Source organism: Paenibacillus sp. HJGM_3, assembly GCF_045062745.1.
GTDB lineage: Bacteria > Bacillota > Bacilli > Paenibacillales > NBRC-103111 > Paenibacillus_AA.
Window position 1 is genome coordinate 114,931 of the sequence record NZ_JBJGED010000023.1, and the last position, 21,847, is coordinate 136,777.

At 57.4% G+C, this 21,847-nt stretch carries 17 protein-coding genes; 14 read left to right on the top strand and 3 right to left on the bottom strand.

All coding sequences use genetic code 11. The annotated features are described in order from the left end of the window. The first annotated feature begins 299 nt into the window (after nt 1–299). From ACI5FR_RS23360 to gyrA, 9 genes are all read left to right on the top strand, one after another. Complete coding sequence (locus ACI5FR_RS23360; RefSeq protein WP_405458839.1) at nt 300–2,072, top strand: ABC transporter ATP-binding protein; 1,773 nt, start codon at nt 300–302, stop codon at nt 2,070–2,072. Continuing rightward, nucleotides 2,069–3,901, top strand: a complete 1,833-nt coding sequence (locus tag ACI5FR_RS23365; RefSeq protein ID WP_405458841.1) for an ABC transporter ATP-binding protein — start codon at nt 2,069–2,071, stop codon at nt 3,899–3,901. Before ACI5FR_RS23360 ends, ACI5FR_RS23365 begins: the two co-directional genes overlap by 4 nt. Before the next feature lie 21 nt (nt 3,902–3,922). Beyond that, complete coding sequence (gene coaA / locus ACI5FR_RS23370) at nt 3,923–4,894, top strand: type I pantothenate kinase (protein ID WP_405458844.1); 972 nt, start codon at nt 3,923–3,925, stop codon at nt 4,892–4,894. A gap of 610 nt (nt 4,895–5,504) precedes the next feature. Then, nucleotides 5,505–6,848, top strand: coding sequence for a glycoside hydrolase family 18 protein (locus ACI5FR_RS23375; RefSeq protein ID WP_405458847.1), 1,344 nt, complete (start codon nt 5,505–5,507; stop codon nt 6,846–6,848). 41 nt (nt 6,849–6,889) lie between these two features. Beyond that, complete coding sequence (locus tag ACI5FR_RS23380; protein ID WP_405458849.1) at nt 6,890–7,678, top strand: GDSL-type esterase/lipase family protein; 789 nt, start codon at nt 6,890–6,892, stop codon at nt 7,676–7,678. Between the two features lie 27 nt (nt 7,679–7,705). Then, nucleotides 7,706–8,749 (top strand): ABC transporter ATP-binding protein, encoded by a 1,044-nt coding sequence (locus ACI5FR_RS23385; RefSeq protein ID WP_405458851.1) that lies wholly within the window; start codon nt 7,706–7,708, stop codon nt 8,747–8,749. Further along, nucleotides 8,742–9,746 carry an ABC transporter permease gene (locus ACI5FR_RS23390; RefSeq protein WP_405458853.1) on the top strand — a complete coding sequence of 335 codons (1,005 nt, stop codon included), beginning with the start codon at nt 8,742–8,744 and terminating at the stop codon, nt 9,744–9,746. Before ACI5FR_RS23385 ends, ACI5FR_RS23390 begins: the two co-directional genes overlap by 8 nt. A 59-nt stretch (nt 9,747–9,805) precedes the next feature. Next, a complete protein-coding gene (gene parE, locus ACI5FR_RS23395) occupies nt 9,806–11,785 on the top strand; it encodes a DNA topoisomerase IV subunit B (protein ID WP_405458855.1) in 1,980 nt (659 codons plus the stop codon). A gap of 32 nt (nt 11,786–11,817) precedes the next feature. Continuing rightward, on the top strand, nt 11,818–14,262 hold the full coding sequence (gene gyrA / locus ACI5FR_RS23400; protein WP_405458857.1) for a DNA gyrase subunit A: 2,445 nt from the start codon (nt 11,818–11,820) through the stop codon (nt 14,260–14,262). A 30-nt stretch (nt 14,263–14,292) separates the two neighbouring features. Here gyrA and ACI5FR_RS23405 read toward each other — a convergent pair whose 3' ends face one another. Beyond that, entirely contained in the window at nt 14,293–14,463 is a 171-nt protein-coding gene (locus tag ACI5FR_RS23405; RefSeq protein ID WP_405458858.1) for a hypothetical protein, read from the bottom strand. Between the two features lie 201 nt (nt 14,464–14,664). On the opposite strand from ACI5FR_RS23405, the gene ACI5FR_RS23410 reads away from it, so the two are divergent. Beyond that, the gene (locus tag ACI5FR_RS23410; protein ID WP_405458860.1) at nt 14,665–15,081 is read left to right on the top strand and encodes a MarR family winged helix-turn-helix transcriptional regulator; all 417 of its coding nucleotides are present in this window, start codon (nt 14,665–14,667) and stop codon (nt 15,079–15,081) included. Between the two features lie 75 nt (nt 15,082–15,156). Here the strand turns inward: ACI5FR_RS23410 and ACI5FR_RS23415 are convergent, their stop codons facing one another. Beyond that, entirely contained in the window at nt 15,157–16,020 is an 864-nt protein-coding gene (locus tag ACI5FR_RS23415; RefSeq protein ID WP_405458862.1) for a class I SAM-dependent methyltransferase, read from the bottom strand. A 204-nt stretch (nt 16,021–16,224) separates the two neighbouring features. On the opposite strand from ACI5FR_RS23415, the gene ACI5FR_RS23420 reads away from it, so the two are divergent. Continuing rightward, a complete protein-coding gene (locus tag ACI5FR_RS23420; RefSeq protein ID WP_405458864.1) occupies nt 16,225–16,866 on the top strand; it encodes a phosphatase PAP2 family protein in 642 nt (213 codons plus the stop codon). A 76-nt stretch (nt 16,867–16,942) separates the two neighbouring features. Here ACI5FR_RS23420 and ACI5FR_RS23425 read toward each other — a convergent pair whose 3' ends face one another. After that, complete coding sequence (locus tag ACI5FR_RS23425; protein ID WP_405458866.1) at nt 16,943–19,900, bottom strand: family 78 glycoside hydrolase catalytic domain; 2,958 nt, start codon at nt 19,898–19,900, stop codon at nt 16,943–16,945. Nucleotides 19,901–20,025: 125 nt separating this feature from the next. On the opposite strand from ACI5FR_RS23425, the gene ACI5FR_RS23430 reads away from it, so the two are divergent. From ACI5FR_RS23430 to ACI5FR_RS23440, 3 genes are all read left to right on the top strand, one after another. Then, nucleotides 20,026–20,949 carry a helix-turn-helix domain-containing protein gene (locus tag ACI5FR_RS23430; protein ID WP_405458869.1) on the top strand — a complete coding sequence of 308 codons (924 nt, stop codon included), beginning with the start codon at nt 20,026–20,028 and terminating at the stop codon, nt 20,947–20,949. 114 nt (nt 20,950–21,063) lie between these two features. Beyond that, nucleotides 21,064–21,360 (top strand): hypothetical protein, encoded by a 297-nt coding sequence (locus tag ACI5FR_RS23435; protein WP_405458872.1) that lies wholly within the window; start codon nt 21,064–21,066, stop codon nt 21,358–21,360. Between the two features lie 137 nt (nt 21,361–21,497). Then, nucleotides 21,498–21,847, top strand: a 350-nt coding sequence (locus ACI5FR_RS23440) for a VOC family protein (protein ID WP_405458874.1), incomplete at its 3' end; no start/stop codon positions are given.

Sequence of the window (21,847 nt, forward strand, 5' to 3'; positions counted from 1 at the left end):
GCGGGCAAGGGTTTTCTGTTGTTGATCCTAGACGCAAAGCCCGGTTTTTTCATTTTTCATGAAACCGTATACAACAAAGCGTATCACGACGATTTGGGAGATACGTATGGATTACGTCTCGTTTTTCTCTAAATTCGTAGATTTAAGAGGCTTTATGAACATTTCTCCCGTTTCTACTGATTGCGGGGTGGGGGGGATGGTGTTAAGATGCATAAAGATTGAAAATGCTTTCGGTGCGGCAAACAAAGGGGAGCTTCAAGCCAAGCTACTCCGTATGCTCACGCCCGAGGAGGAGCCTAATGAACGTTTTAAAGCAAATGAAAGAGTTTTACTGGCAAGACAAGCGGTGGTTATTTTTATCGATCTTCTGCCTCATGTGCTCCACCGCGCTCGGATTAGTATATCCGAACCTGCTTCGCTACCTCATTGATGATGTCATCAGGGCGGAAAACTACAACTTGGTCCCGTACGTCGCACTTTCCGTAATCGGAGTGATTGCAGTAAAGGCCAGCTTTCAGTTTTTGCACGGGTTCCTGGGGGGTAGAGTGGGCAACACGCTTTCGTATCATATGCGGAATGCGCTGTATGAGAAACTGCAATTCCTGGCCTTTCAATATTATGACCGGGCGAAGACCGGGGACCTCATGTCCCGGCTGACCGCCGACCTGGAAGCAATCCGGCAGTTCATCGGCTTCGGGTTCGCTCAAATTTTGAACGTGTTCCTTATGATCGGCTTCGGCTCCATCATGATGTTCAGTTTGGATTGGCGGCTGACGCTGATTGCGTTCATCTCCGTGCCGTTCGTGGCCCTGACGGCGCTGCGGTTCGAGAAGACGGCCCACCCGGCGTTCCGCTCGGTGCGCAAGGCGATGAGCAACTTGACCACGGCCGTACAGGAGAACATCACCGGGGTCCGGACGGTTAAATCGTTTGCACGAGAGCCGCACGAGGTGGAGAAGTTCTCTACCCAGAGCGGGGAATACAAGGCGAACCATATTACGCTGGCGTTTGCCTGGGCGAAATTTTTCCCGATGCTCGAGTTTTTGTCCAACTTCTGTATCGTAATGGTTCTGACGGCCGGCGGCTGGTTCGTCATTCAGGATAAAATGTCGATCGGGGAGCTGGTTGCGTTCTTCAGCTTGATCTGGTATATCATCGCCCCAATGCGCGATATCGGCTTGCATATCAACAACTACACGCAATCCAAAGCTTCGGCCGAACGCGTCCTTGAAATTCTGAATCAGTATATGCATGTAAAAGACAAGAATAACGCCATCCAGCTAAATAAAGAGCAGGTGCAAGGGAATGTCCGCTTCGAGAACGTCACCTTCGCCTATCCGGACAAGGAGCCGGCGCTCACGAACTTTTCGCTCGATGCGAAGGCGGGCTCCGTTATCGGCCTGCTCGGGCCTACCGGATCCGGGAAGTCGACCGTCATCCAGCTGCTGATGCGCGCCTACAATATTCGAGACGGACGCATCACGCTGGACGGGACGGACATTCGCGACATCTCGCTGGGCAGCCTCCGAGAACAGATCGCGCTCGTGTTCCAAGAGACGTTCCTGTTCTCGTCTACGATCCGCAACAATATCGCATACTCCCGCCGTGACGTGAGCATGGAGGAGATCATCCATGCCGCTAAGCTCGCGAAGGCGCACGATTTCATCATGGAGCTGCCGGAAGGGTACGACACGATCGTCGGCGAACGCGGTATGGGGCTGTCGGGCGGACAAAAGCAGCGGATCGCCATCGCACGGGCGCTGCTCAAAAATCCGAAGATTCTCATCCTGGACGATGCGACGAGCGCCGTCGATATGGAGACTGAGCATGAGATTCAGGCCGGCTTCCGGGAATTGATGAAGGGCCGCACGACGTTCATTATCGCACACCGGATCTCCTCGCTGAAGCATGCGGACGAGATCCTCGTCCTCGATGAAGGCCGTACCGTTCAACGAGGCACCCACGAGGAACTGCTGCGGGAGCCGGGGCGTTACTATGAAACGTATAAAATCCAATACTCCGACCATCCGAGTCTCGTGAGAAAACAAATCGAACGGAGGTTGGCGAAGTGAGCAAGAAACAGGCAAACGCCGCACAAGATTCTCAGCAGAAGGAACGCTTTGTCTACCAAGACGACGAATTGATGGACAAATCGTTCGACTGGTCGCAGCTGAAGCGATTGGCCGCCTATCTGAAGCCGTACCGCAAGCAGCTGCTGCCCATTATCCTGGTCGCGATGCTGCTCGGAACGATGGCGAAGCTGACGATCCCGTATCTCATCAGTCTCGCGATCGACGATGCGATTGCGAACGGCAAAGGCAAGCTGCTTATAATCATTGCCAGCAGCATGGTGGGGCTCTATCTCGTCCAATGGTTCGTAAACAGTTACCGGATCCGGTACTTGAATATGATCGGGCAAAATGTGATCTATGACCTCCGACATGACTTGTTTAAGCATATTCAGCAGCTGTCGTTTCGGTTTTTCGACAAGCGTCCCGCCGGTTCGGTCCTCGTACGGATTACGAACGACGTCAACTCCTTGCAGGATTTGTTCACCAACGGGGTCGTCAACCTGCTGATCGACTCGATCCAGTTGATCGGGATTATCGTGATTTTGCTTACCTTGAATTTTAAATTGGGCTTGGCTATCATTGTAACCGTACCGGTCATGTTCGTCGTCTCCGGCAAGCTGCGCACGACGATCCGGATCGCCTGGCAAGACGTGCGGGTTAAGACGTCGCGTATCAACTCCCACTTGGCGGAGAGCATTCAGGGGATCAAGGTGACGCAGGCGTTCACGCAAGAGCGCGAGAACATGAAGTACTTCGACGGCATGAACCAAGTGAACCGGCTGACGTGGAACAACGCATCGATGCTGAACCAGACATTCGGTCCTATCATCGAGCTGACGGCAGCGATTGGTACGTGTATCCTGTTCTGGCTCGGGGCGCACTTCGTCTCCACGGGCGCGATGACGATCGGGCTGCTCGTCGCCTTCGCGAACTACATCGGGAACTTCTGGGAGCCGATCAACCGGCTTGGGCAGATGTACCAACAGATGCTGATCGCCATGGCCTCCTCGGAGCGAATCTTCGAGTTTCTAGACGAGCAGCCTACCGTAGGCGAGAAGAAGGATGCGAAGGAACTGCCGCCGATTACCGGGGGCATCCAGCTGGAGAACATTATTTTCGAATATGAGAAAGACCGCCCTGCCCTGCGCAATGTGAGCCTGCAGGCTAAGGCCGGCGAGTCGATCGCCTTGGTCGGTCACACCGGCTCCGGGAAAAGTACGATCATCAACCTGTTGTGCCGGTTCTACGATCCGGTGGCCGGGCGCGTGCTGATCGACGGGCAAGATATCCGCGACTTCACGCTGCAGAGCTTGCGTTCGCAGGTCGGCATCGTGCTGCAGGATACGTTCATCTTCTCGGGCTCGATTCGCGACAATATCCGCTATGGCCGCCTTAACGCGACCGACAAGGAAGTCGAGGACGCCGCACGTGCCGTATATGCGCATGACTTTATCGCGGCCTTGCCGGACGGGTATGAGACACAGGTCGAGGAACGCGGCAACGTGCTGTCGATGGGGCAGCGCCAGCTGATTTCGTTCGCCCGGGCCTTGCTCGCCGATCCGCGCGTGCTCATCCTGGACGAAGCTACAGCCAGCATCGACACGGAAACCGAGCTTCGCATTCAGGAAGCGCTCAAAGCTTTGCTCGTCGGCCGCACATCGTTCATTATCGCGCACCGGCTGTCCACGATCCGCAACGCGGACAAAATTATCGTCATGGACCACGGTCGCTTGATGGAAGAAGGCAGCCACGACGAATTGATGCAGAAACGGGGCATTTACTACGGCTTGGTGGAAGCACAGTACAAGTTTTTGGGCGACGCCGTTTAATATAGAAAGGAAGACCACTTCATGGCGGAAGCCCCGCATTCGACGATTGGCACATTCACGCCTTACAAAGCTTTCACGCGGGAGGAATGGGCGAAGCTGCGCGACGTGACGCCCTTGACCCTCGACGAGCACGATCTGAAGGAGCTGCAGGGCCTTCACGATAAAATTTCATTGGCCGAAGTCCAGGACATCTACTTGCCTTTGTCCCGGCTGCTGAACTTGTACGTGGAAGCGACCCAGCGGCTGTACCGGGCGACGCAAATTTTCCTGAACGACCACACGGCCAAGGTGCCTTATATTATCGGGATCGCCGGCAGCGTCGCGGTGGGGAAGAGCACGACCGCCCGCGTCCTGCAGGCGCTTCTGTCCCATTGGCCGAGCCATCCCAAGGTCGATCTCGTTACGACGGACGGCTTCCTGTATCCGAACCGGATCCTGGAGGAGCGCGGACTGATGAAGCGCAAAGGGTTCCCGGAGAGCTACAACGCGCGGAAGCTCATCCGGTTCCTGGCCGACATCAAGTCGGGCTTGCCCGAGGTGAGCTGTCCGATCTATTCCCACCTGGCGTACGATATTTTGCCGGACGAGCAGCAGGTGATCCGCCAGCCGGACATCCTCATCGTGGAGGGCATCAACGTGCTGCAGGGGCATTCCTCGGCCAGCGGCAAAGGCAAGGCGGCGAGCGAGGTGTACGTCTCCGACTTCTTCGACTTCTCGATCTATGTGGATGCGAAGGAATCGGAGATCGAGGAATGGTATGTGGAGCGGTTCAAGATGCTGCGCACGACCGCGTTCGCGAATCCGAACTCTTACTTCCACCGGTATTCGGGCTTAAGCGACGAAGACGCGGTGGAGACGGCGACCGGCATTTGGCGCGAGATCAACCTGCGCAACCTGAAGGAGAATATTCAGCCGACGCGGACCCGGGCGCACTTGATCTTGACGAAGGGCGCCGACCACGCGGCTGTCGGAGTGAAGCTGCGCAAGCTGTAGCACAGGCGGAAGGCAAGGTAAGGTTAGGTAGGGTAAGGGATGCATATAAGAACCCGAAAGGGTTCTTTTTGCATTTTCTGGATGCTTAAACGCCTAGTTTCCACGCACAATCCGCCTCCCGCCGAGTAAACGCAGATATTCCGATCCCCACGCCTCCCCACACTGGAAAGCGGAATTTGGAGTGTAGATTCGGCGGGTGGTCATGCTGTAAAGTAGAAAAGTTACTTTTAACAACCCGCCCCAACAGAGGGATTTTCTCCCTCTCTTTCATCCGATTCAAGCGGTTTGAGACTTCTATGAGGGAAAAGCTCCCTCACTTTTTGCGAAAACCATTGGTTACTGGGGATGATGGCCCAAAATGAGGGAGGTTTTCCCTCTGGTACGCGCGAACCGGGCGGTTTGCGTCGGAAGAGAGGGAGGTTTTCCCTCTTCACTCAAAGGCGGACTTCGGTATCCCGTCAGCGTTACACTGCGCCGCGCATACAGCAGAAGAAAAGCAGTGCCGTCCCGAAATATTTACACCGGACCCGTCATTTTCCCCGTTGCCCGGAATACCCATAGAAACGATACGCTGGAGTGCAGGTAGAACAAGGGGAAGGGGCTGGCGAGCATGCAAATCGTAACGGCAGCGCCGGGCGACTCGGTCTGGAAGATCGCCAGCCGGTACGGCGTACGCGTGGGGGATGTGATCCGCTTGAACGGGCTGGACGATCCGAACCGGCTCGTCCCGGGGCAAGCGCTGCTCCTTCCCGTATACGAACGCATCCACGCGGTTCGTCCTGGCGATACGCTGTGGAGGCTGTCTCGCGTATATAGTGTCCCCATGGCCGCGATCGCCTGGGTGAACGGGCTCGTAAGTCCGTTCTCGCTGTATCCGGGCATGCGGTTGCGTATTCCTAGCCCCATGTTATGGGGGCCGAAGACCACCATCCAAGTGAACGGGTATTTGGAGACCACGAAGGAAGCCGAGCGCGACCGCCGGATCGTGGAGGAGACGGCTCGATATATGACGTATATCAGCTTGTTCCAATACATCGTGAACCCCGACGGTTCCCTGAAGCCCGCTCCTGCAGTGCCGGCGCTGGAGGCGATTGCGATGACGAGGGCGCTCCCGCTGATGGTGTTGACGAACACCGAGAACGGCGTCTTCTCCTTGGATGTGGCTCACGCGGTCTTGGCGGATGCTGTAGCCCGGGAGAAGCTGCTTGTGAATATTGAGAACACGGTGCAGAAGATGAATTACGCAGGTGTCAACGTCGATTTTGAGCACATTCCGCCGGCAGACCGCGACCGGTATACCGACTTCCTGAAGGAGCTGACCGTACGGATGCACGCGATCGGACGGCTCGTCTCGACCGCGCTCGCGCCCAAGACGAGCGGGGAACAGCCCGGTCTCTGGTACGAAGCTCACGATTATGGCGCACATGGAGCCGTGGTCGACTTTGTCATCCTTATGACCTACGAGTGGGGCTGGGCCGGAGGCCCGCCGATGGCGGTGGCGCCGGTGTCGCAGGTGAGGCGCGTGCTCGACTATGCGGTAACGGTAATCCCGCGCAGCAAAATTATGATGAGCGCACCTCTCTACGGCTACAATTGGACGCTCCCCTATAAGGCCGATGGCAGGTTCGCAACTTCTTTAAGCGCTCAAGAAGCGGTCAACCTAGCCTGGGACGTTGGTGCCCCTATTCAGTACGATGAATCCGCCCAATCACCGTTTTTCCACTATTACGATGAATCCGGCAAAGAGCATGTCGTCTGGTTCGAGGATGCCCGCAGCATGCAAGCGAAGCTTCAGCTGGTGAAGGAGTACGGGCTGCGAGGGATCAGCTTTTGGGCGCTGGGGGATGATTTTCCGCAAGTATGGCCGCTGTTGGCAGGGAATTTCCATATTCGTCATTTGCAAAATGAAAAAGGAAGCTTTACTCTACAAGAAAGAACATTTTACCAACCATGATCAAGTCGTTGAGGGGGAGCATGATGAGGGGAACCCGGTACATGTGGAGGAGCGTCGGACTGACGGCTTTGCTGACGACGGCGCTGCTCGTCTTCGGACTCGTGTATGCCGCCATGGATGTGCTGAATCCGCAGCCGTCCGCCTATATGGCCGAGCCTGAGAAGCCAAGCCCGGATATTCCGCTTAGCGAAGACACGATCCGGATCGTCGCTCTGGGCGACTCGCTGACTAAGGGAACGGGCGACACGAGCGGCAAAGGGTATGTGCTCAATGTAAAGGAGAAGCTCGAACAAAAATTGGACAAGCCGGTCAATCTGATCGGCAACTATGCGGTGAACGGGTACAAGACGGACCAGCTGCTCAAGGATTTGCAAGGTCAGACGGGGGTGGCGTACGGAATCGAGAGGGCGAACCTGATTATGCTCACGATGGGCGGCAACGATTTGTTCGCGATCTCGCAAGACGTCCTTAATACCGAGACCGACGAGCTGAACCCGGAGCAAGTCCGGCAGCGTCTGCCGGAGCCGCTCAAGCGAATGGAGCAAATTATCGCCAAGCTCGCACAGATGAACCCAAAGGCGACAATCGTCTATGTCGGCGTGTATAATCCGTTCTACGACTTGCCTGAGATGAGGCCGGCTTCGGTTCACGTGGCCGAATGGAACGACGCCATCTTCCGTACCGCGACAGCTTATCCGAATGTCGTCTATGTGCCGACGTTCGACTTGTTCCAGCTGAATTTCTCCAAGTACATTTATTCGGACCATTTCCACCCGAACGAAGCCGGCTATGCGCGAATCGCGGACCGTGTGGTGCAAGCGTTGCAATAAGAACGTGAAAAGAGAGGGGGCGTAACGATGAGCGAGCAGAAACCGAAGGTACTGTCCGTCCGCAACCTGAAGAAGAAGATCGGCCGCCGAATGATCATCAAGGGCGTTTCGTTCGACGTGGGCGAGGGCGAGATCTTCGGCTTCCTCGGCCCGAACGGGTCGGGCAAGACGACCACGATCCGCATGCTGGTGGGGCTGATCAAACCGACGGAAGGGACGATCGAGGTATGCGGCTACGACGTGCAGCGGCAGCATAACGAGGCGCTCGGCCGCGTCGGCTGTATCGTGGAGAATCCGGAGCTGTACAGCTACATGACCGGATGGGACAACCTGGAGCACTTCGCCCGGATGCTCGTGGGGATCGGAGAGGACCGTATCCGCGAGGTGGTGGACATCGTAGGGCTCGACGCCCGCATCCATGACAAGGTGCGTACGTATTCGCTCGGCATGCGCCAGCGGCTCGGTATCGCCCAGGCGTTGCTCGGCCGGCCGAGCCTGCTCATCCTGGACGAGCCGACGAACGGGCTCGATCCGCAAGGGATCAAGGAGATGCGCGACTTCATCCGGCATCTGGCGAGCCAGGGGCTTAGCCTATTCGTCTCCAGTCATCTCCTGAGTGAGATCCAGCAGCTGTGCGACCGCGTGGCGATCATCAGCCACGGCGAGGTGCTCGCGGTCGGGGAAGTGAGCGAGCTGTTGAAGCAGGCGGGCAGCCGTATCGTCTGGAGCGTCAGCCCGCTCGAGGCGGCGATGCGCGTCTTTGAGGCCGAGCCGGGCTTGACCGTGCTCCGTGCGGAAGGGGCCGCCGACACAGCAGCCATTACGCCTCCGTCGAACGACCGTATCCCCGCACAAGCCAGCGGGAATGTGGCGGTGGCGGCAACTCCGCGCGACACTTTGGGGACCGCGGCCGCAGGGGCATCGATCGTGACGCAGATGGAGACGGAGGATATCCCGCGCCTTACCGAGAAGCTGGTGGCGGCGAAGGTGCAGCTGTACGGCATTCAGCTGAACAATCCTACGCTGGAGGAATTATTCTTGAACATGACGGAGGGCGAGAGAATTGAGTAGCTCCGAGGTCGGCCTGTACCCGCTCGTGCAGAACGAGACGATCAAGATTATGAAGAAGCGGCGGTTTTTCGTCGTCCTGTTGATCCTGCTCGCCCTCATTCCCATTTTCACATACGCCCAAATGCGGGTCGCCCAGAATACGAAGAAGCAGTTCGGGGAGCAAGACTGGCGCCTTGTCAGCCAGCAGAAAATCAATGATTATACGAATCGGCTGAGCAGCGGCCGCGTGCCCGAGGAATGGAAGAAGTTCATGCGGGTACAGGTGAGAGTGCTGCAATATTACCTGGACAAAGACGTGAACCCGGAATCGCCGAACGGCGTCACGTTCACGATCGGATTTCTCCGGAATGCGATCGGGCTGTTCATCCCGCTCATGGTCATGGTGATCGCCTCCGACCTCGTGTCCTCCGAGCATTCGACCGGGACGATCAAGCTCTTGCTCACGCGACCCGTAGGGCGGTGGAAAGTGCTGCTCAGCAAGTTCATCGCCATGGTGTTTTACGTCTCGCTTACGGTGTTTTCCACAGCGGCCTTATGCTACCTGATCTCCGGCGCGGTGTTCGGATATGGGGGCTGGGATATCCCCGTCTTCAGCGGCTTCAAGGTCGTCGGGACGGAGGTTGACTTCACCTTTGTGCATCCTGTGCCGCAAGCGTTGTTCCTGCTCATGGAGATGGGACTTGTGTGGTTCTCCGCATTTGTGGTAGGCTGTATGTCATTGATGATCTCGGTGCTCGTGCGCAGCACGGCGGCGGGAATGGGCATTATGCTAGCGGTGCTGATCGCGGGCACGATCTTGACGAACATGGCTTCGTCTTGGGAGACGGCCAAGTATTTGTTCATGGTCAATTTGCAGTTGACCGATTACTTATCGGGGTCTCTGCCGCCGGTCGAGGGCATGACGCTCGCGTTCTCCTTGATCGTCTTATCGGTCTGGACGGCGGCCGCGATCGCGGTTTCTTTCTGGAGCTTCACGAAAAAAGACGTGTTAAATTAATGGAAAACGATGATATAATGCATAATATGTTACAACTTTGAGGAATGGGGGCATACGCGATGGCCGAACAATTGGATCTTTTACAAGGCACGGCGCCTGTCAACGCTCCTACCGGATATGAAGCGGATGATATTCAAGTGCTGGAAGGCTTAATCGCCGTTCGGAAAAGGCCTGGGATGTACATAGGCAGCACCGGTGCGTCGGGTTTGCATCATCTGGTTTGGGAAATTGTTGACAACGCGGTGGACGAGCATCTGGCCAAATACTGCTCGAAGATCGACATTACCATACATAAGGACAACTCGGTGACGGTACGGGACAACGGGCGCGGCATCCCGACGGGCATGCACAAGATCGGCATTCCGACGCCTCAGGTCGTCTATACGATGCTTCATGCGGGCGGGAAGTTCGGGGGCAACGGGTACAAAAAATCCGGCGGTCTGCACGGAGTCGGGGCTTCGGTTACGAACGCTCTGTCCGAATTTCTCGAGGTAGAGATCTCGCGCGAAGGCAAAATCCACCGCCAGCGGTTCGAATATTGGGTCGACACGAACGGCAAAGAGCATGTAGGGGAGCCTACAACCGGGCTCGAGGTGATCGGCAACACGAACCGCACCGGTACGAAGGTCACATTCAAGCCGGACAAGCGGGTGTTCCAGGGCGGGGTCGCCCTGAACTACGATACGCTCGCCGAGCGGCTGCAGGAGATCGCCTTCCTCAACTCGGGCTTGCAGATGACGATCAAGGACGAGCGCACGGACAAGCAGGAGTCGTTCCAGTACGAGGGCGGCGCCAAGCAGTTCGTCGAGTTCCTGAACGAGGACAAGACCGTTTTGCATGACGTGATTCATTTCGCCGCGGAGAAAGACGAGATCGAAGTCGAGATTGCGTTCCAGTACAACGACGGCTACACGGAGACGATCGCTTCGTTCGTCAACTCGATCCCGACGCGGGGCGGGGGGACGCACGAGACCGGGTTCAAGACCGCCTATACGCGGGTCATGAACGAATATGCGCGCAAGACCGGCCTGCTGAAGGAGAAGGAGAAAAACCTCGAGGGTGTCGACCTGCGCGAAGGCATGATGGTCGTCGTCAACGTCAAGATGGGCGAGGTCGAATTCGTCGGGCAGACGAAGGACCAGCTCGGCAGCATGTCGGCGCGAAGCGCGGTCGATGCGGTCGTCTCCGAGAAGATGGACGTGTTCCTCGAGGAGAATCCGCAGGTCGCGCAGCAGCTGCTGAAGAAGGCGCTCCAGTCGGCCAAGGCGCGCGAAGCGGCCCGCAAGGCGCGGGAGGAAGTGCGCAACGGCAAGAAGGGCAAGAGCGAGAGCTCCAACCTGAACGGCAAGCTCACGCCCGCCCAGTCGAAGGACTACCAGCGCAACGAGCTGTTCATCGTGGAAGGCGATTCCGCCGGGGGCTCGGCCAAGCAAGGGCGCGACTCGCGCCACCAGGCGATCCTGCCGCTGAAGGGCAAGCCGATGAACCCGGAGAAGGCGAAGCTCGCCGACATTCTGAAGAACGACGAGTACCGGGCGATCATCTCGGCGATCGGAGCCGGCGTCGGCTCGGAATTCGAGGCGGAGGAGAGCAACTACGGCAAGATCATCATCATGACCGATGCCGATACGGACGGAGCGCATATTCAGGTGCTGCTGCTCACGTTCTTCTATCGCTACATGAAGCCGCTCATCGACAACGGCCAAGTGTATATCGCGCAGCCGCCGCTCTATAAGGTGACGAAGAAGGGCGGCAAGAACACGGTCGTCCGTTATGCGTTCTCCGACGATCAGCTGAGCGCGATTACGAAGGAGCTGGGCAAGTCGGTCGAGCTGCAGCGCTACAAGGGCTTGGGCGAGATGAACCCCGAACAGCTGTGGGAAACGACGATGGATCCGGAGCTGCGCGTGCTGCTGCAGGTGCAGATCGAGGACGCCGCCAAGGCGGAGCGTCGGGTCTCCACCCTGATGGGGGACAAGGTCGACCCGCGCAAACGTTGGATTATCGAGAACGTGGACTTTACCGAGTTCGTGGAATAACTGTAAGAGCTAGTGGAAGGTGATGAGAGTTCATGAGCACACCGCAACAATTTTTACCCGCATTTCTGGAAGAAGTCGTAGGCGACCGATTCGGCCGCTATTCCAAATACATTATCCAAGACCGGGCGATCCCGGACGTACGCGACGGGCTGAAGCCCGTGCAACGGCGGATTCTGTACGCCATGTATGAGTCCGGCAACACGCCGGACAAGCCATACCGCAAATCGGCCAAGACCGTCGGGGACGTGATGGGCAACTACCACCCCCACGGCGACGCCTCCATCTACGACGGCATGGTGCGGATGGCCCAGCCGTGGAAGATGGCGCACACGCTCGTCGACGGCCACGGCAACTGGGGCTCGCTCGATGACGATCCGCCGGCCGCGATGCGGTATACGGAAGCGCGCCTGTCGCCGATCGCGATGGAGCTGCTGCGCGATATCGAGAAGCGGACCGTCTTGTTCAAGGACAACTTCGACAACACGGCGAAGGAGCCGGTCGTGCTTCCTTCCCGCTTTCCGAACCTGCTCGTCAACGGCGTGAGCGGCATCAGCGCAGGCTTCGCGACGGAGATCCCGACGCACAATCTGCGCGAGGTGATCGACGCTTGCGTGGCGGTCATCGACAAGCCGGACATGTCGCTCGAGGAGCTAATGACGGTCATCAAGGGACCCGACTTCCCGACCGGCGGCATCATCATGGGCGAAGAGGGCATTCGCGAGGCTTACCGAACCGGGAAAGGCCGGATCTACATCCGGGCCAAGACGGCGATCGAGGACATGAAGGGCGGCCGGCACCAGATCGTGATCACGGAGATTCCGTATCAGATCGTGAAGTCGAAGCTCGTCACCTCCATTGAGAACATCCGGCTCGAGAAAAAGGTGGAGGGCATCGCCGAAGTCCGCGACGAGAGCGGGCGGAACGGGCTGCGCATCGTCGTCGAGCTGAAGAAGGACGCGGATGCGGCCGGCATTCTCGCGTATTTGCTGAAGAAAACCGATCTTCAAGTTACATACAGCTTCAACATGGTCGCCATCGTCAATAAAACCCCCATGCAGCTCGGGCTCAAGCCGATGCTGGACGCCTATATCGAACATCAGAAGGAAGTGGTGACCCACCGCTCCCAATACGAGCTCGAGAAGGCGGAGGACCGCGCCCACATCCTGGAGGGGCTGGCCAAGGCGCTTAATATTCTCGACGAAGTCATCGCCACGATCAAGGCGTCGAAGAATCGCCAGGATGCGCAAAATAATTTGGTCAACCAATTCGGCTTCACCGAGCGCCAGGCCGACGCGATTCTCGTCCTCCAGCTGTACCGGCTGACGAACCTGGAGATTCATTCGATCGAGAAGGAATTGAAGGAAGTTCAGAAGACGATCGCTTACTTGCGCTCCATCCTGGAAAGCAACAAAAAGCTGATGGGCGTCATCAAGGAAGAGATGCTGGAGATTCGGGCGAAGTACGGGATCGACCGCCGCTCCGAGCTGCAGGGCGAAGTGGAAGAGCTGAAGGTAAACCTCGAGGTGATGGTGACGCCGGAGGATGTTCTCGTAACGCTGACCCATGAAGGTTATTTGAAGCGGACGAGCATGCTGAGCTTCAACCGCTCCGGCGGAGAGCTGGAGAGCACGGGGGTGAAGGAGAAGGACTTCGTCCGTTTCTGGCTCGAGGTCAATACGATCGACAACCTGCTCATCTTCACCCAGAAGGGGCAATCGTTCCTGCTGCCGGTCCACCAAGTGCCGGAGTACAAGTGGAAGGAGAACGGCACCGCCATCGTGAACGTGCTGCCGATCGCCAAGGATGACCGGATCGTGCAGGTGATCCCGGTCCGGGATTTCGAAGAGCCGAACAAGTCGTTCGTATTCGTGACGAAGCGGGGGCAAGTGAAGCGCACGGAGCTTAAGGAATACTATACGAACCGTTCCGGAGGGATCGTAGCGATCAAGCTGGGCGACCAGGACGAGGTCATGCATGTCCGGTTAAGCGACAACACGAAGGAAATGTTGCTCGTGACGAAGCTCGGGATGAGTATCCGGTTCCGGGAAATGGAGATCAATCCGATGGGACGCGCCGCGGCAGGCGTGCGCGGGATCCAGCTGCGCGAAGACGACGAAGTCGTGTCGGCCGAGTGGGTGGAAGGCGAGGAAGGCGAAATTCTCGTTATCTCCGACCTGGGTTATGCGAAGAGCTCTCTGTTGCTGGATTACCCGATCCAGGGCCGAGGCGGCAAAGGAATCATCACATTCGAGTTCAAGGATGGGAAGCGGGTCCGTTCGAACGGCTCCCACCTGGTTCGAGCGTTCTTCGTGAAGCATGCGCTCCAGATGAGCGCGATTCTGAAGTCCGGGGATCAGCTGACGTTCTCATCCGAGCAAGCGCCTATCGAGGAACGCAAATCTCCGGGCAAGTCGGTCATTCCGGTGAGCAAGGGTGATCAGATCGCGGTCGTCCAGAAGCGGGGCTTGCACGGCTGATCCTTTTGCCGGGACCCCGGATGTCGAGTCTTAGTCGTAGGATTCGTAAGGCGGGTCGAGTTTCTCGATCAAGTTCAAGAACAATTCCATGACGGCCCACACTGGCATAGGCTCATCCAGCTTATTCAGCCATTGTGGGTCGTTTATGATTCCTTCGGTCATAGCCTTTTTGACGATCTCCAGCTTGCGGGCTTGGTCCATCTTTTTCGTCCGCTCCTTTCGAGTACACTCCGTTCGACCTTTTTCTTCCCTGTTTTAGTGCAATATATGTAAAAGCCTAGCGAAAGGTTAACGATGGACTCGATTTCTGAGTGAAAATATTAACGGGATTAACCTTTAATCCGACATTTGCCGCTGGTATAATAAGAGACAAGAGTACTTAACGTACGGGAGGGATTGGACATGCATGCGATAGAGTTCGCCAAACTGTGGAGCAAAATCTCGAAGGACTTGAAGCTGTATCTGGAGACGGAGCTGGCCCCATTGACGGAAGGGCAGCTGCATGTGCTGGAAGTGCTGCGGGAGGCGGAGCAGAAGGGCCAGGGGCATCTGAAGCCGTCCGACCTGTTGGAGTATCTGCACACGACGCCGGCCGCGATCACGACCCTGCTCGACCGGATGGAGAAGAACGAGCTGATCGTCCGCCAGCGGGATGAGAAGGACCGCCGGATCGTCTGGATCGTTCCGACGGAGAAAGGGTTGGCCGAGCATGAGCGGGGTTTGAACATCCGCAATTCCTTTATCGATTCGCAGCTCGACCGGATCTCCGCGCATAACCAGCAGCTGCTCGTATTTTTGTTGGGCAAGGTCGCGAATTGAGCATAGAGGAACGAAAAAACGGTACGCTTGCGCGTACCGCTTTTTTGTGTAAATACAAAGCTTTGTGGGGAGTAGTTAGGATTCCCAGCGCCCCAAGATCCCTGCCGGCATGACCAGCTTGGAGGCGGTGATCGGCAGGCCGATCTCGCCGCATGTAATTGTGCCGCCGTACTTGCGCCCGAGCGACATCGTCAACAAATTGTGCAGCACCGTAGGGGACAGGCCGGTCGTGTACGAGTTGATGAGCATGAAGAGCGGCTTGTCCGACATGATCTTCGTGCAGAACTGCACGAACGGGAACAAGTCGTCCTCGAGCTTCCATGTCTCGCCGTTCGGCCCTCTTCCGTAGGAAGGAGGGTCCATAATAATGGCGTCATACTTGTTGCCGCGCCGCTCCTCCCGCTGCACGAACTTGAACACGTCATCGGTGATGAAGCGGACGGGCTTGTCGCCCAGCCCGGATAGCTGCAAATTCTCCTTCGCCCATTGCACGACCCCTTTGGAGGCGTCGACGTGGCACACTTCCGCACCTGCAGAGGCGCACGCGACAGACGCTCCGCCCGTATAGGCGAACAGGTTCAATACTTTGATCGGGCGGCCGGCCGAGCGGATCTTGTCCATCATCCAGCTCCAGTTCGCGGCCTGCTCGGGGAACAGCCCCGTATGCTTGAAGCCGGTCGGTTTGATGTAGAAGGACAGCTTGCCGTAAGAGATCACCCAGCGTTCCGGCAGCTTGCGCTTCATCTCCCATTGCCCTCCGCCGGAGCTGCTGCGGTGATAATGCGCGTCCGCCCCCCGCCACTCCGCGGTCTCTTTTTCCAGCGGCCATATAATAAGCGGATCCGGCCGGCGCAGCACGACGTCCCCCCAGCGCTCCAGCTTCTCCCCGCCGCCGGTATCGAGCAGCTCGTATTGCTTCCAATCATTCGCTACGAACATGTGTGTGAAACCCTTCCTTCCACTGATATCCTTTCTATTCTACAACATCCATCCGGACAATATCCACTGCATCACCGTACTTCAAGGGCTCCATGCTGCATTCAGATGAAAAATAGGTCTGCCCGCCAAGGGCTTATGTGTGATACGATATGTTTTGGTTTTCATCCTACATATAGTGCATAACTAGAGTCGAGGAGGCAGAAGATGTTGTACCGTAAAAAACAAAGCAGCACTATGTACATAATCGGGTTGATCGCGGGGGTGTTGGGGTTCGCCGCCCTGGCGGTTTGGCTGGGCCAGGCCGGTCCGGGCGCAATCGGGTTCGATCAGGCGGTCCAGGACTACCTGCTCAGCCATCGGTCCGATAATTGGACTTCGGTTGCGAAGGTGCTTAGTCAGTTGGGCACTACATATGTATTCGCGATTGTGCTGGTCGCGGTAGGGATCGTTTTAATCGCAAAGCGAAGGGTGCCGGAAGCTTTGTTGCTCCTGCTGCAGCTGGCCGTTGCTTGGGGCGCGTACAAGGGGCTGAAGGGCTTGTTCGAACGGCCACGTCCGGAAATCGAGCATCTGGTGGAGGCGACCGGCTATAGCTTCCCGAGCGGCAATGCGCTGATGGCTTCGGCGTTTTACTTGTTTGCGGCGCTGCTCATGTTTCGATTGCCGCATCGCGGTCGAGCGGCAGGGACTTTGCTTGTCGTAGTGAGCCTTATCGTGGTGCTCGTCGTCGGCGCGAGCCGTTTGTATTTGGGCGTCCACTACTTAACGGACATTCTGGCGGGGTATGCAGCCGGTCTGACGCTTTTCTGCTTGGCTGCCCTTGTGTTGAATCGAGCGAAGCGCTAATCGCGATTGTCGCCCCGATAGCTAAAGAGACCGTCCGGTTTAACTACCGGACGGTCTCACTATGCTTAAGGGCTGCCTATCCCAATTCCACTCGCTCCAAGCTCAGCTCATAGCCCTCCGGCGCCTGAATGTCGAGCTCCAGCCCCCGCGGCGCTGATACGCGCAGCTGGAACCGGCGGGAGGCGGCATCAGCCCTCCACGAGACGTCGATACGGCCGCCGCTCGGCAGCGGAACCGTGCCGCGTGCCCAGGCGAGGCCGACCGGCTGCGGCGCAACGGTCACCTTCGTCCAGCCCGGCGTGCTGCTGCGCACCCCCAGGACGTACGCCCCGAGGAAGTATGCAGGCCCGGCGGACCAGGCGTGGCAATGGCTGCGGGTTTGCATCTTCTCGTTGTAGAACTTCCCGCTCGCCGGATACATCTCCCAGCAGGTTGTCGCCTCATGCTCCAGCATGGCGCCATATTGGGTGCGAATATCGTCAACAAGAACGTCGTACCGGCCCATGCTTGCCAGCGTCTCATAGTAGAAGAACGACATGAACGGACTGCCGATCTGCACGAACGCGGAGGGCGGTTCCAGCACGTAGCGTTCCAGCAGCGCGAGCCGCTCCCCGCGCGGAATGCCGCATAGGCATGCCGTCACCTGCGTCTGCATGCTGATCGTGCCGGACAGGCGGCCGTCCGGGTAGACGCAGTCGACGTAAGCTTGCCGGGCGTCGTCCCAGAGGTGCGTATCTATCGCGTCCCGGAGCCGCTCGGCGACGCTGCCGTACCGCTCGGCTTCTTCGGCATGGCTCGTCGCGGCGGCGAGCTGGGCCGCGTGACGGAGGGCGCGGACGAAGAACATGTTCTGCGGCGTGACGACTCCATCGCGCGGCTGCTCGAACGGAGCCCAGTCCAGCAAGTTCCAGCCCTTCATGTTCAAGAGACCGCGTTCGTCGAGCTTGAGCAGGTAAGCGTCGAGCGTCAGGCGAATATGCGGCCAAATGGCCTCGGCGAACGCCTGGTCGCCGCTATAGACGTAATACTCGTAACAGGCCGACGTCCAGAAGAATGTCCAGTTCGGGATAACGCTGTTCCAGCCGCTCGGGACCTGGTCTGCATACAGCGGCGTCTGGAACTCGGAACCCGGCACGAGCCGCAGGCAGCGTTCTACGATGGATTTGACCCCGTACACGTAGTAACCGACCAACGCTTCGTTGCGAGCGTCGCCGACCCAGTACGCCTGCTCGAAGGCCGGGCAGTCGACGAACGTATCTTCCATGCACAGCTTCGTCGTATGCCGGCTGATATTCCAAATTTCGTTCAGATTGGCGTCCGAGCAGTGGAACTTGCCGATCTCCGCGACCGGGAAGTTGCTTTGCCGCATATGCGCCTCATACAGCTTGACCGGTCTCGCGGCATTGCGGATGGTGACCATTAAGTAGCGCAGGCCGCGCCGTACGAACGACGTATATGTTTGGCGGCCTTCGCGGCACACATAGCGGAGCGTATTGTCCAACTGGTACGTGATCTGCTTCCAGCCGTCGCGCATGTATTCGAATCCGTACATGTCCACGATCGTTCCCTCCGCCGCGTCGACGTCGAACGTGACATAGCCGGACAACTCGCGCCCGAAATCGATGACGAACTCCGTGTCGAGTCCTTCGTAGACCGGGATGACGGCGGCATTCGGACCGGCGATGACCGCATTTTGCAGGTCATAGGGGACAGGATAGGTCATTTCTGCCGTCTTCCAGACGCATGCCCCGAATACATCCGTAGAATTCAGATAAGCTTGTTCCACCGGCTTGATCCAGGCTCCGAACCCGACCAGTTCCTCGGCCGATGCGAGGGTACGAGCCTGTTCATAGGCGGGATCGCTCTGCAGCTCGCGCTGCTCTTGATGATCGATTACTTCCACCCAATCAAAAGGACCGAGCGCTGCGAACGCGGTTCGGGGGACATCCGAATCCGTCGCTTGGTTGCCAAGCGGATTCACCAGTACGAACGGAGCGTCGCAGTCGAAGCCGAGATGGAACCCATGACCATGGCAGTGGGCGCTGACATCGAGCAGCAGGAAGTGGTCTCCGGCTTCGAGCTCCACTTTAAGGTACCGTTCCGGCACCTCGCCGGTAAACGCCTCGCGGCCGTACCAGGTCCCATTCAAGCTAATCTTCGCAGGGACACGGCCCTCGTCGACGATTCCGATCGTGAACGAGACGGGTTCCGCCAGCCGGATAACGGTCGCCATATAGGCCGTGAAGATCACGTTGTTGGCATGATCCGCACTCTCCGGCTGCAGCAGCCCCCGAACGTCGAACACAGCCGTCCAAGCTGCGGGCCTGACTGCGGCCAGACTCTCGACGCGGGAAGGATATATCGGTTCTTCCGTCAAATACGGGATGTCCCGCTCGACCAGTTTAACCCACGGCTTGATCCCCGCAGGTCCGATCACCCTGGCCGGCGCCCAGCCGCTATCGTCGAATCCGGGATTTACCCAATCTTCATCCCAGGTGCGGGCGTCATAGATCTCCGTGAACGGGAGCTGGCAGGAAATGCGCGATGAGTTCGCGTCGTGGCCGGCATGCACCGCTGTTTTCCACGAGCCGTCCGATACAATATCCGACGTGTGGCTGCAGCCGGCTCCGGGATCGACTTGTACCAACAGCCCGCCGCGTCCGCGCAAATACTGGAACGTCGACACGCCGTAATGCATCACGAGAACCGCGATGACATTGTCGTCTCCCGGCCGGAGCAAGTGACCGATCTCGTATTCGTCATACCGCAGCTCGAACGGCCACGAACGAACCGGACCGCGCCCGACTAGGGTTCCGTTGACATACAAGACGTAACGCGAGTCGGCGGTAATGCGGACGCTAGCCGAGTTGACGCTTCCGGCGGTGCCGGGTTGCGGCGGCAGCGAGTACGATTTGCGGAAGCAGCGCCATTCGTTGCGCGGACTATCGGGACCTGTTCCCCAGATCCAGTCGGCCTGCCATCCGGGCAGCCGTTCGGATTGCTGTACGATTGTATTGCTGGTTTGCTCGCTCATTGGCGTTCTCCTCCCGTTTACAAACTTTCAAATTCATTATAATGTGGGAGAAACGAGCGTTTAGGGGTCGATTCGGACTAACACCCGGGTCGATTCGGACAAATCAGCCAGATGGGAGTATGCGTATGAGTGAGCTGAGGATTACGACGACGAGCAGCAGCTTGTTTTTGACGCCGGAGCTGCCTTTTCATATCAACCGGGTATCGGAGTCGTTCCGATTGGAGCAGCACAAGCACGAATTCGTCGAGATCAACTACGTGAGCGAAGGCAGCGGTTACCAATATATCGAAGGGCTAACGATACCGGTCAAAAAGGGGGATCTGTTCTATTTGCCGGTCGGGGCGTCTCACGTCTTCCGTCCATCGTCTCCCGTCCAACGGGGGGGAAGCTTGATCGTGTACAACTGCCTGTTCGAACAGACGTTCGCGAGGCAGCTAGCCGAATCGTTCGTGCCAGGCTCCGCGCTGCATAGTCTGTTGGGGAGCACATACCCGGGGCAATCCTGGCTGTATGGAACGGACCGGAACGGTGTGCTGCAAGGTGCGTTCAATACGATGCTGGAGGAGTTTCGCAAGCAAGAGGCTCACTTCAGACTGATCATTCAAGCCGAGATTATTCGGGTGCTGATCCATCTGGAACGGACCGTCATGCGGACCGGGATGGGAGGGACGCCGAAGGGGCCGGATCGCGGTTCGCATCGCCTGCTCGACGCTTCGATCGACGCCTGTATGCTTCGTCTGCGGGAGCAGCCGGGAGAGAGGGTGACGGCAGCGGCACTCGCTTCGGATATCGGATTAAGCGAACGCCATTTCCGCCGGAGATTCGAGGACCGGACGGGGATGACGTTTATCGAATACGTGCACAAGTGCCGGATCGAGACGAGCTGTGAGCTGCTGCGGGCCACGGAAGACAAAGTAGCGGCGATAGCCCGGCATGTCGGGTATCAGGACATGAAATATTTCAATAAGCTGTTCAAGCTGAAAACCGGGTTGTCGCCAAGGGAATACCGGATGAAAAACAAGTCAGGGGAAGTCTATGAAAAGCATTGAAAAAACTTTGAAAAATAGTTGAAAAACAGAATGTAAAATATTGACTACGAACAAATGTTTGCTATAATAGGGATATAGAACAAACGTTCCTATTATCCGAGAGGGGTGCTACTTATGACGGCAAACAAAATCAGATTCATTGAAAGAGATTATTATCGCAAGGTTATGCTCGACGACAATGAGCTCATGACGTTGAACCAGATCGAGACGATACTGGATAATGCCGCGGCCCGCTGGGACGATCTGACGTTCAAGTTCTACGAGAACGGCTCCCTGGAGATTATCGATAATCATACGGACGAGCTGGTATCGGTGAAGGAGCTTCGCGGAGCGGCCTATGACTTCTACGTCCGTGAGCGGATGCGGTTTATCCGTACGAGCCTGGAGGCGAAGATTCTGCAGTCCGCGTGAGCCGTGTTTTTCAGCGGAGCAGTGTTCGCTTCTATGTTATAATTTACACCAACTCCATTTGGAGTCTCGATTAAGACATGATATGATAGTGTCGTGGAAAAGCAACCAACTGTACATATGGCGAAGGAGTGAATCGTGTGGCACTGGATATTTACTTGAACTTCAATGGGAATTGCAGAGAAGCGGTGGAGTTTTATGCGGAAGTGTTCGAGACTGAAGCTCCGAAGATCATGACGTTCGGGGATACGCCGGCCGATCCGAACTACCCGCTGCCGGAGGAAGCGAAGTCGCTGGTCATGCACTCTCGGCTGCAGATTTGCGGCAGCCGAGTGATGTTCTCCGACGTATTCCCTGGCATGCCGTTCGTCCTAGGCAACAACGTGAGCCTGTCGGTTGTTATTCAGGATAAGGACAAGCTCACCACCTACTTCAACCGGTTGTCCGTCGGCGGGCAGGTCAGGATGGAGCTGCAAGAGACGTTCTGGAG

Bases quoted from the DNA above. Each gene is read 5' to 3' on its own strand.
- ACI5FR_RS23430 (WP_405458869.1), top strand. From the start codon at position 20,026: ATGAGTGAGCTGAGGATTACGACGACGAGCAGCAGCTTGTTTTTGACG.
- ACI5FR_RS23375 (WP_405458847.1), top strand. From the start codon at position 5,505: ATGCAAATCGTAACGGCAGCGCCGGGCGACTCGGTCTGGAAGATCGCC.
- ACI5FR_RS23405 (WP_405458858.1), bottom strand. From the start codon at position 14,463: ATGGACCAAGCCCGCAAGCTGGAGATCGTCAAAAAGGCTATGACCGAA.
- ACI5FR_RS23380 (WP_405458849.1), top strand. From the start codon at position 6,890: ATGTGGAGGAGCGTCGGACTGACGGCTTTGCTGACGACGGCGCTGCTC.
- coaA (WP_405458844.1), top strand. From the start codon at position 3,923: ATGGCGGAAGCCCCGCATTCGACGATTGGCACATTCACGCCTTACAAA.
- ACI5FR_RS23410 (WP_405458860.1), top strand. From the start codon at position 14,665: ATGCATGCGATAGAGTTCGCCAAACTGTGGAGCAAAATCTCGAAGGAC.
- ACI5FR_RS23385 (WP_405458851.1), top strand. From the start codon at position 7,706: ATGAGCGAGCAGAAACCGAAGGTACTGTCCGTCCGCAACCTGAAGAAG.
- ACI5FR_RS23360 (WP_405458839.1), top strand. From the start codon at position 300: ATGAACGTTTTAAAGCAAATGAAAGAGTTTTACTGGCAAGACAAGCGG.
- ACI5FR_RS23435 (WP_405458872.1), top strand. From the start codon at position 21,064: ATGACGGCAAACAAAATCAGATTCATTGAAAGAGATTATTATCGCAAG.
- parE (WP_405458855.1), top strand. From the start codon at position 9,806: ATGGCCGAACAATTGGATCTTTTACAAGGCACGGCGCCTGTCAACGCT.
- ACI5FR_RS23425 (WP_405458866.1), bottom strand. From the start codon at position 19,900: ATGAGCGAGCAAACCAGCAATACAATCGTACAGCAATCCGAACGGCTG.
- gyrA (WP_405458857.1), top strand. From the start codon at position 11,818: ATGAGCACACCGCAACAATTTTTACCCGCATTTCTGGAAGAAGTCGTA.
- ACI5FR_RS23420 (WP_405458864.1), top strand. From the start codon at position 16,225: ATGTTGTACCGTAAAAAACAAAGCAGCACTATGTACATAATCGGGTTG.
- ACI5FR_RS23415 (WP_405458862.1), bottom strand. From the start codon at position 16,020: ATGTTCGTAGCGAATGATTGGAAGCAATACGAGCTGCTCGATACCGGC.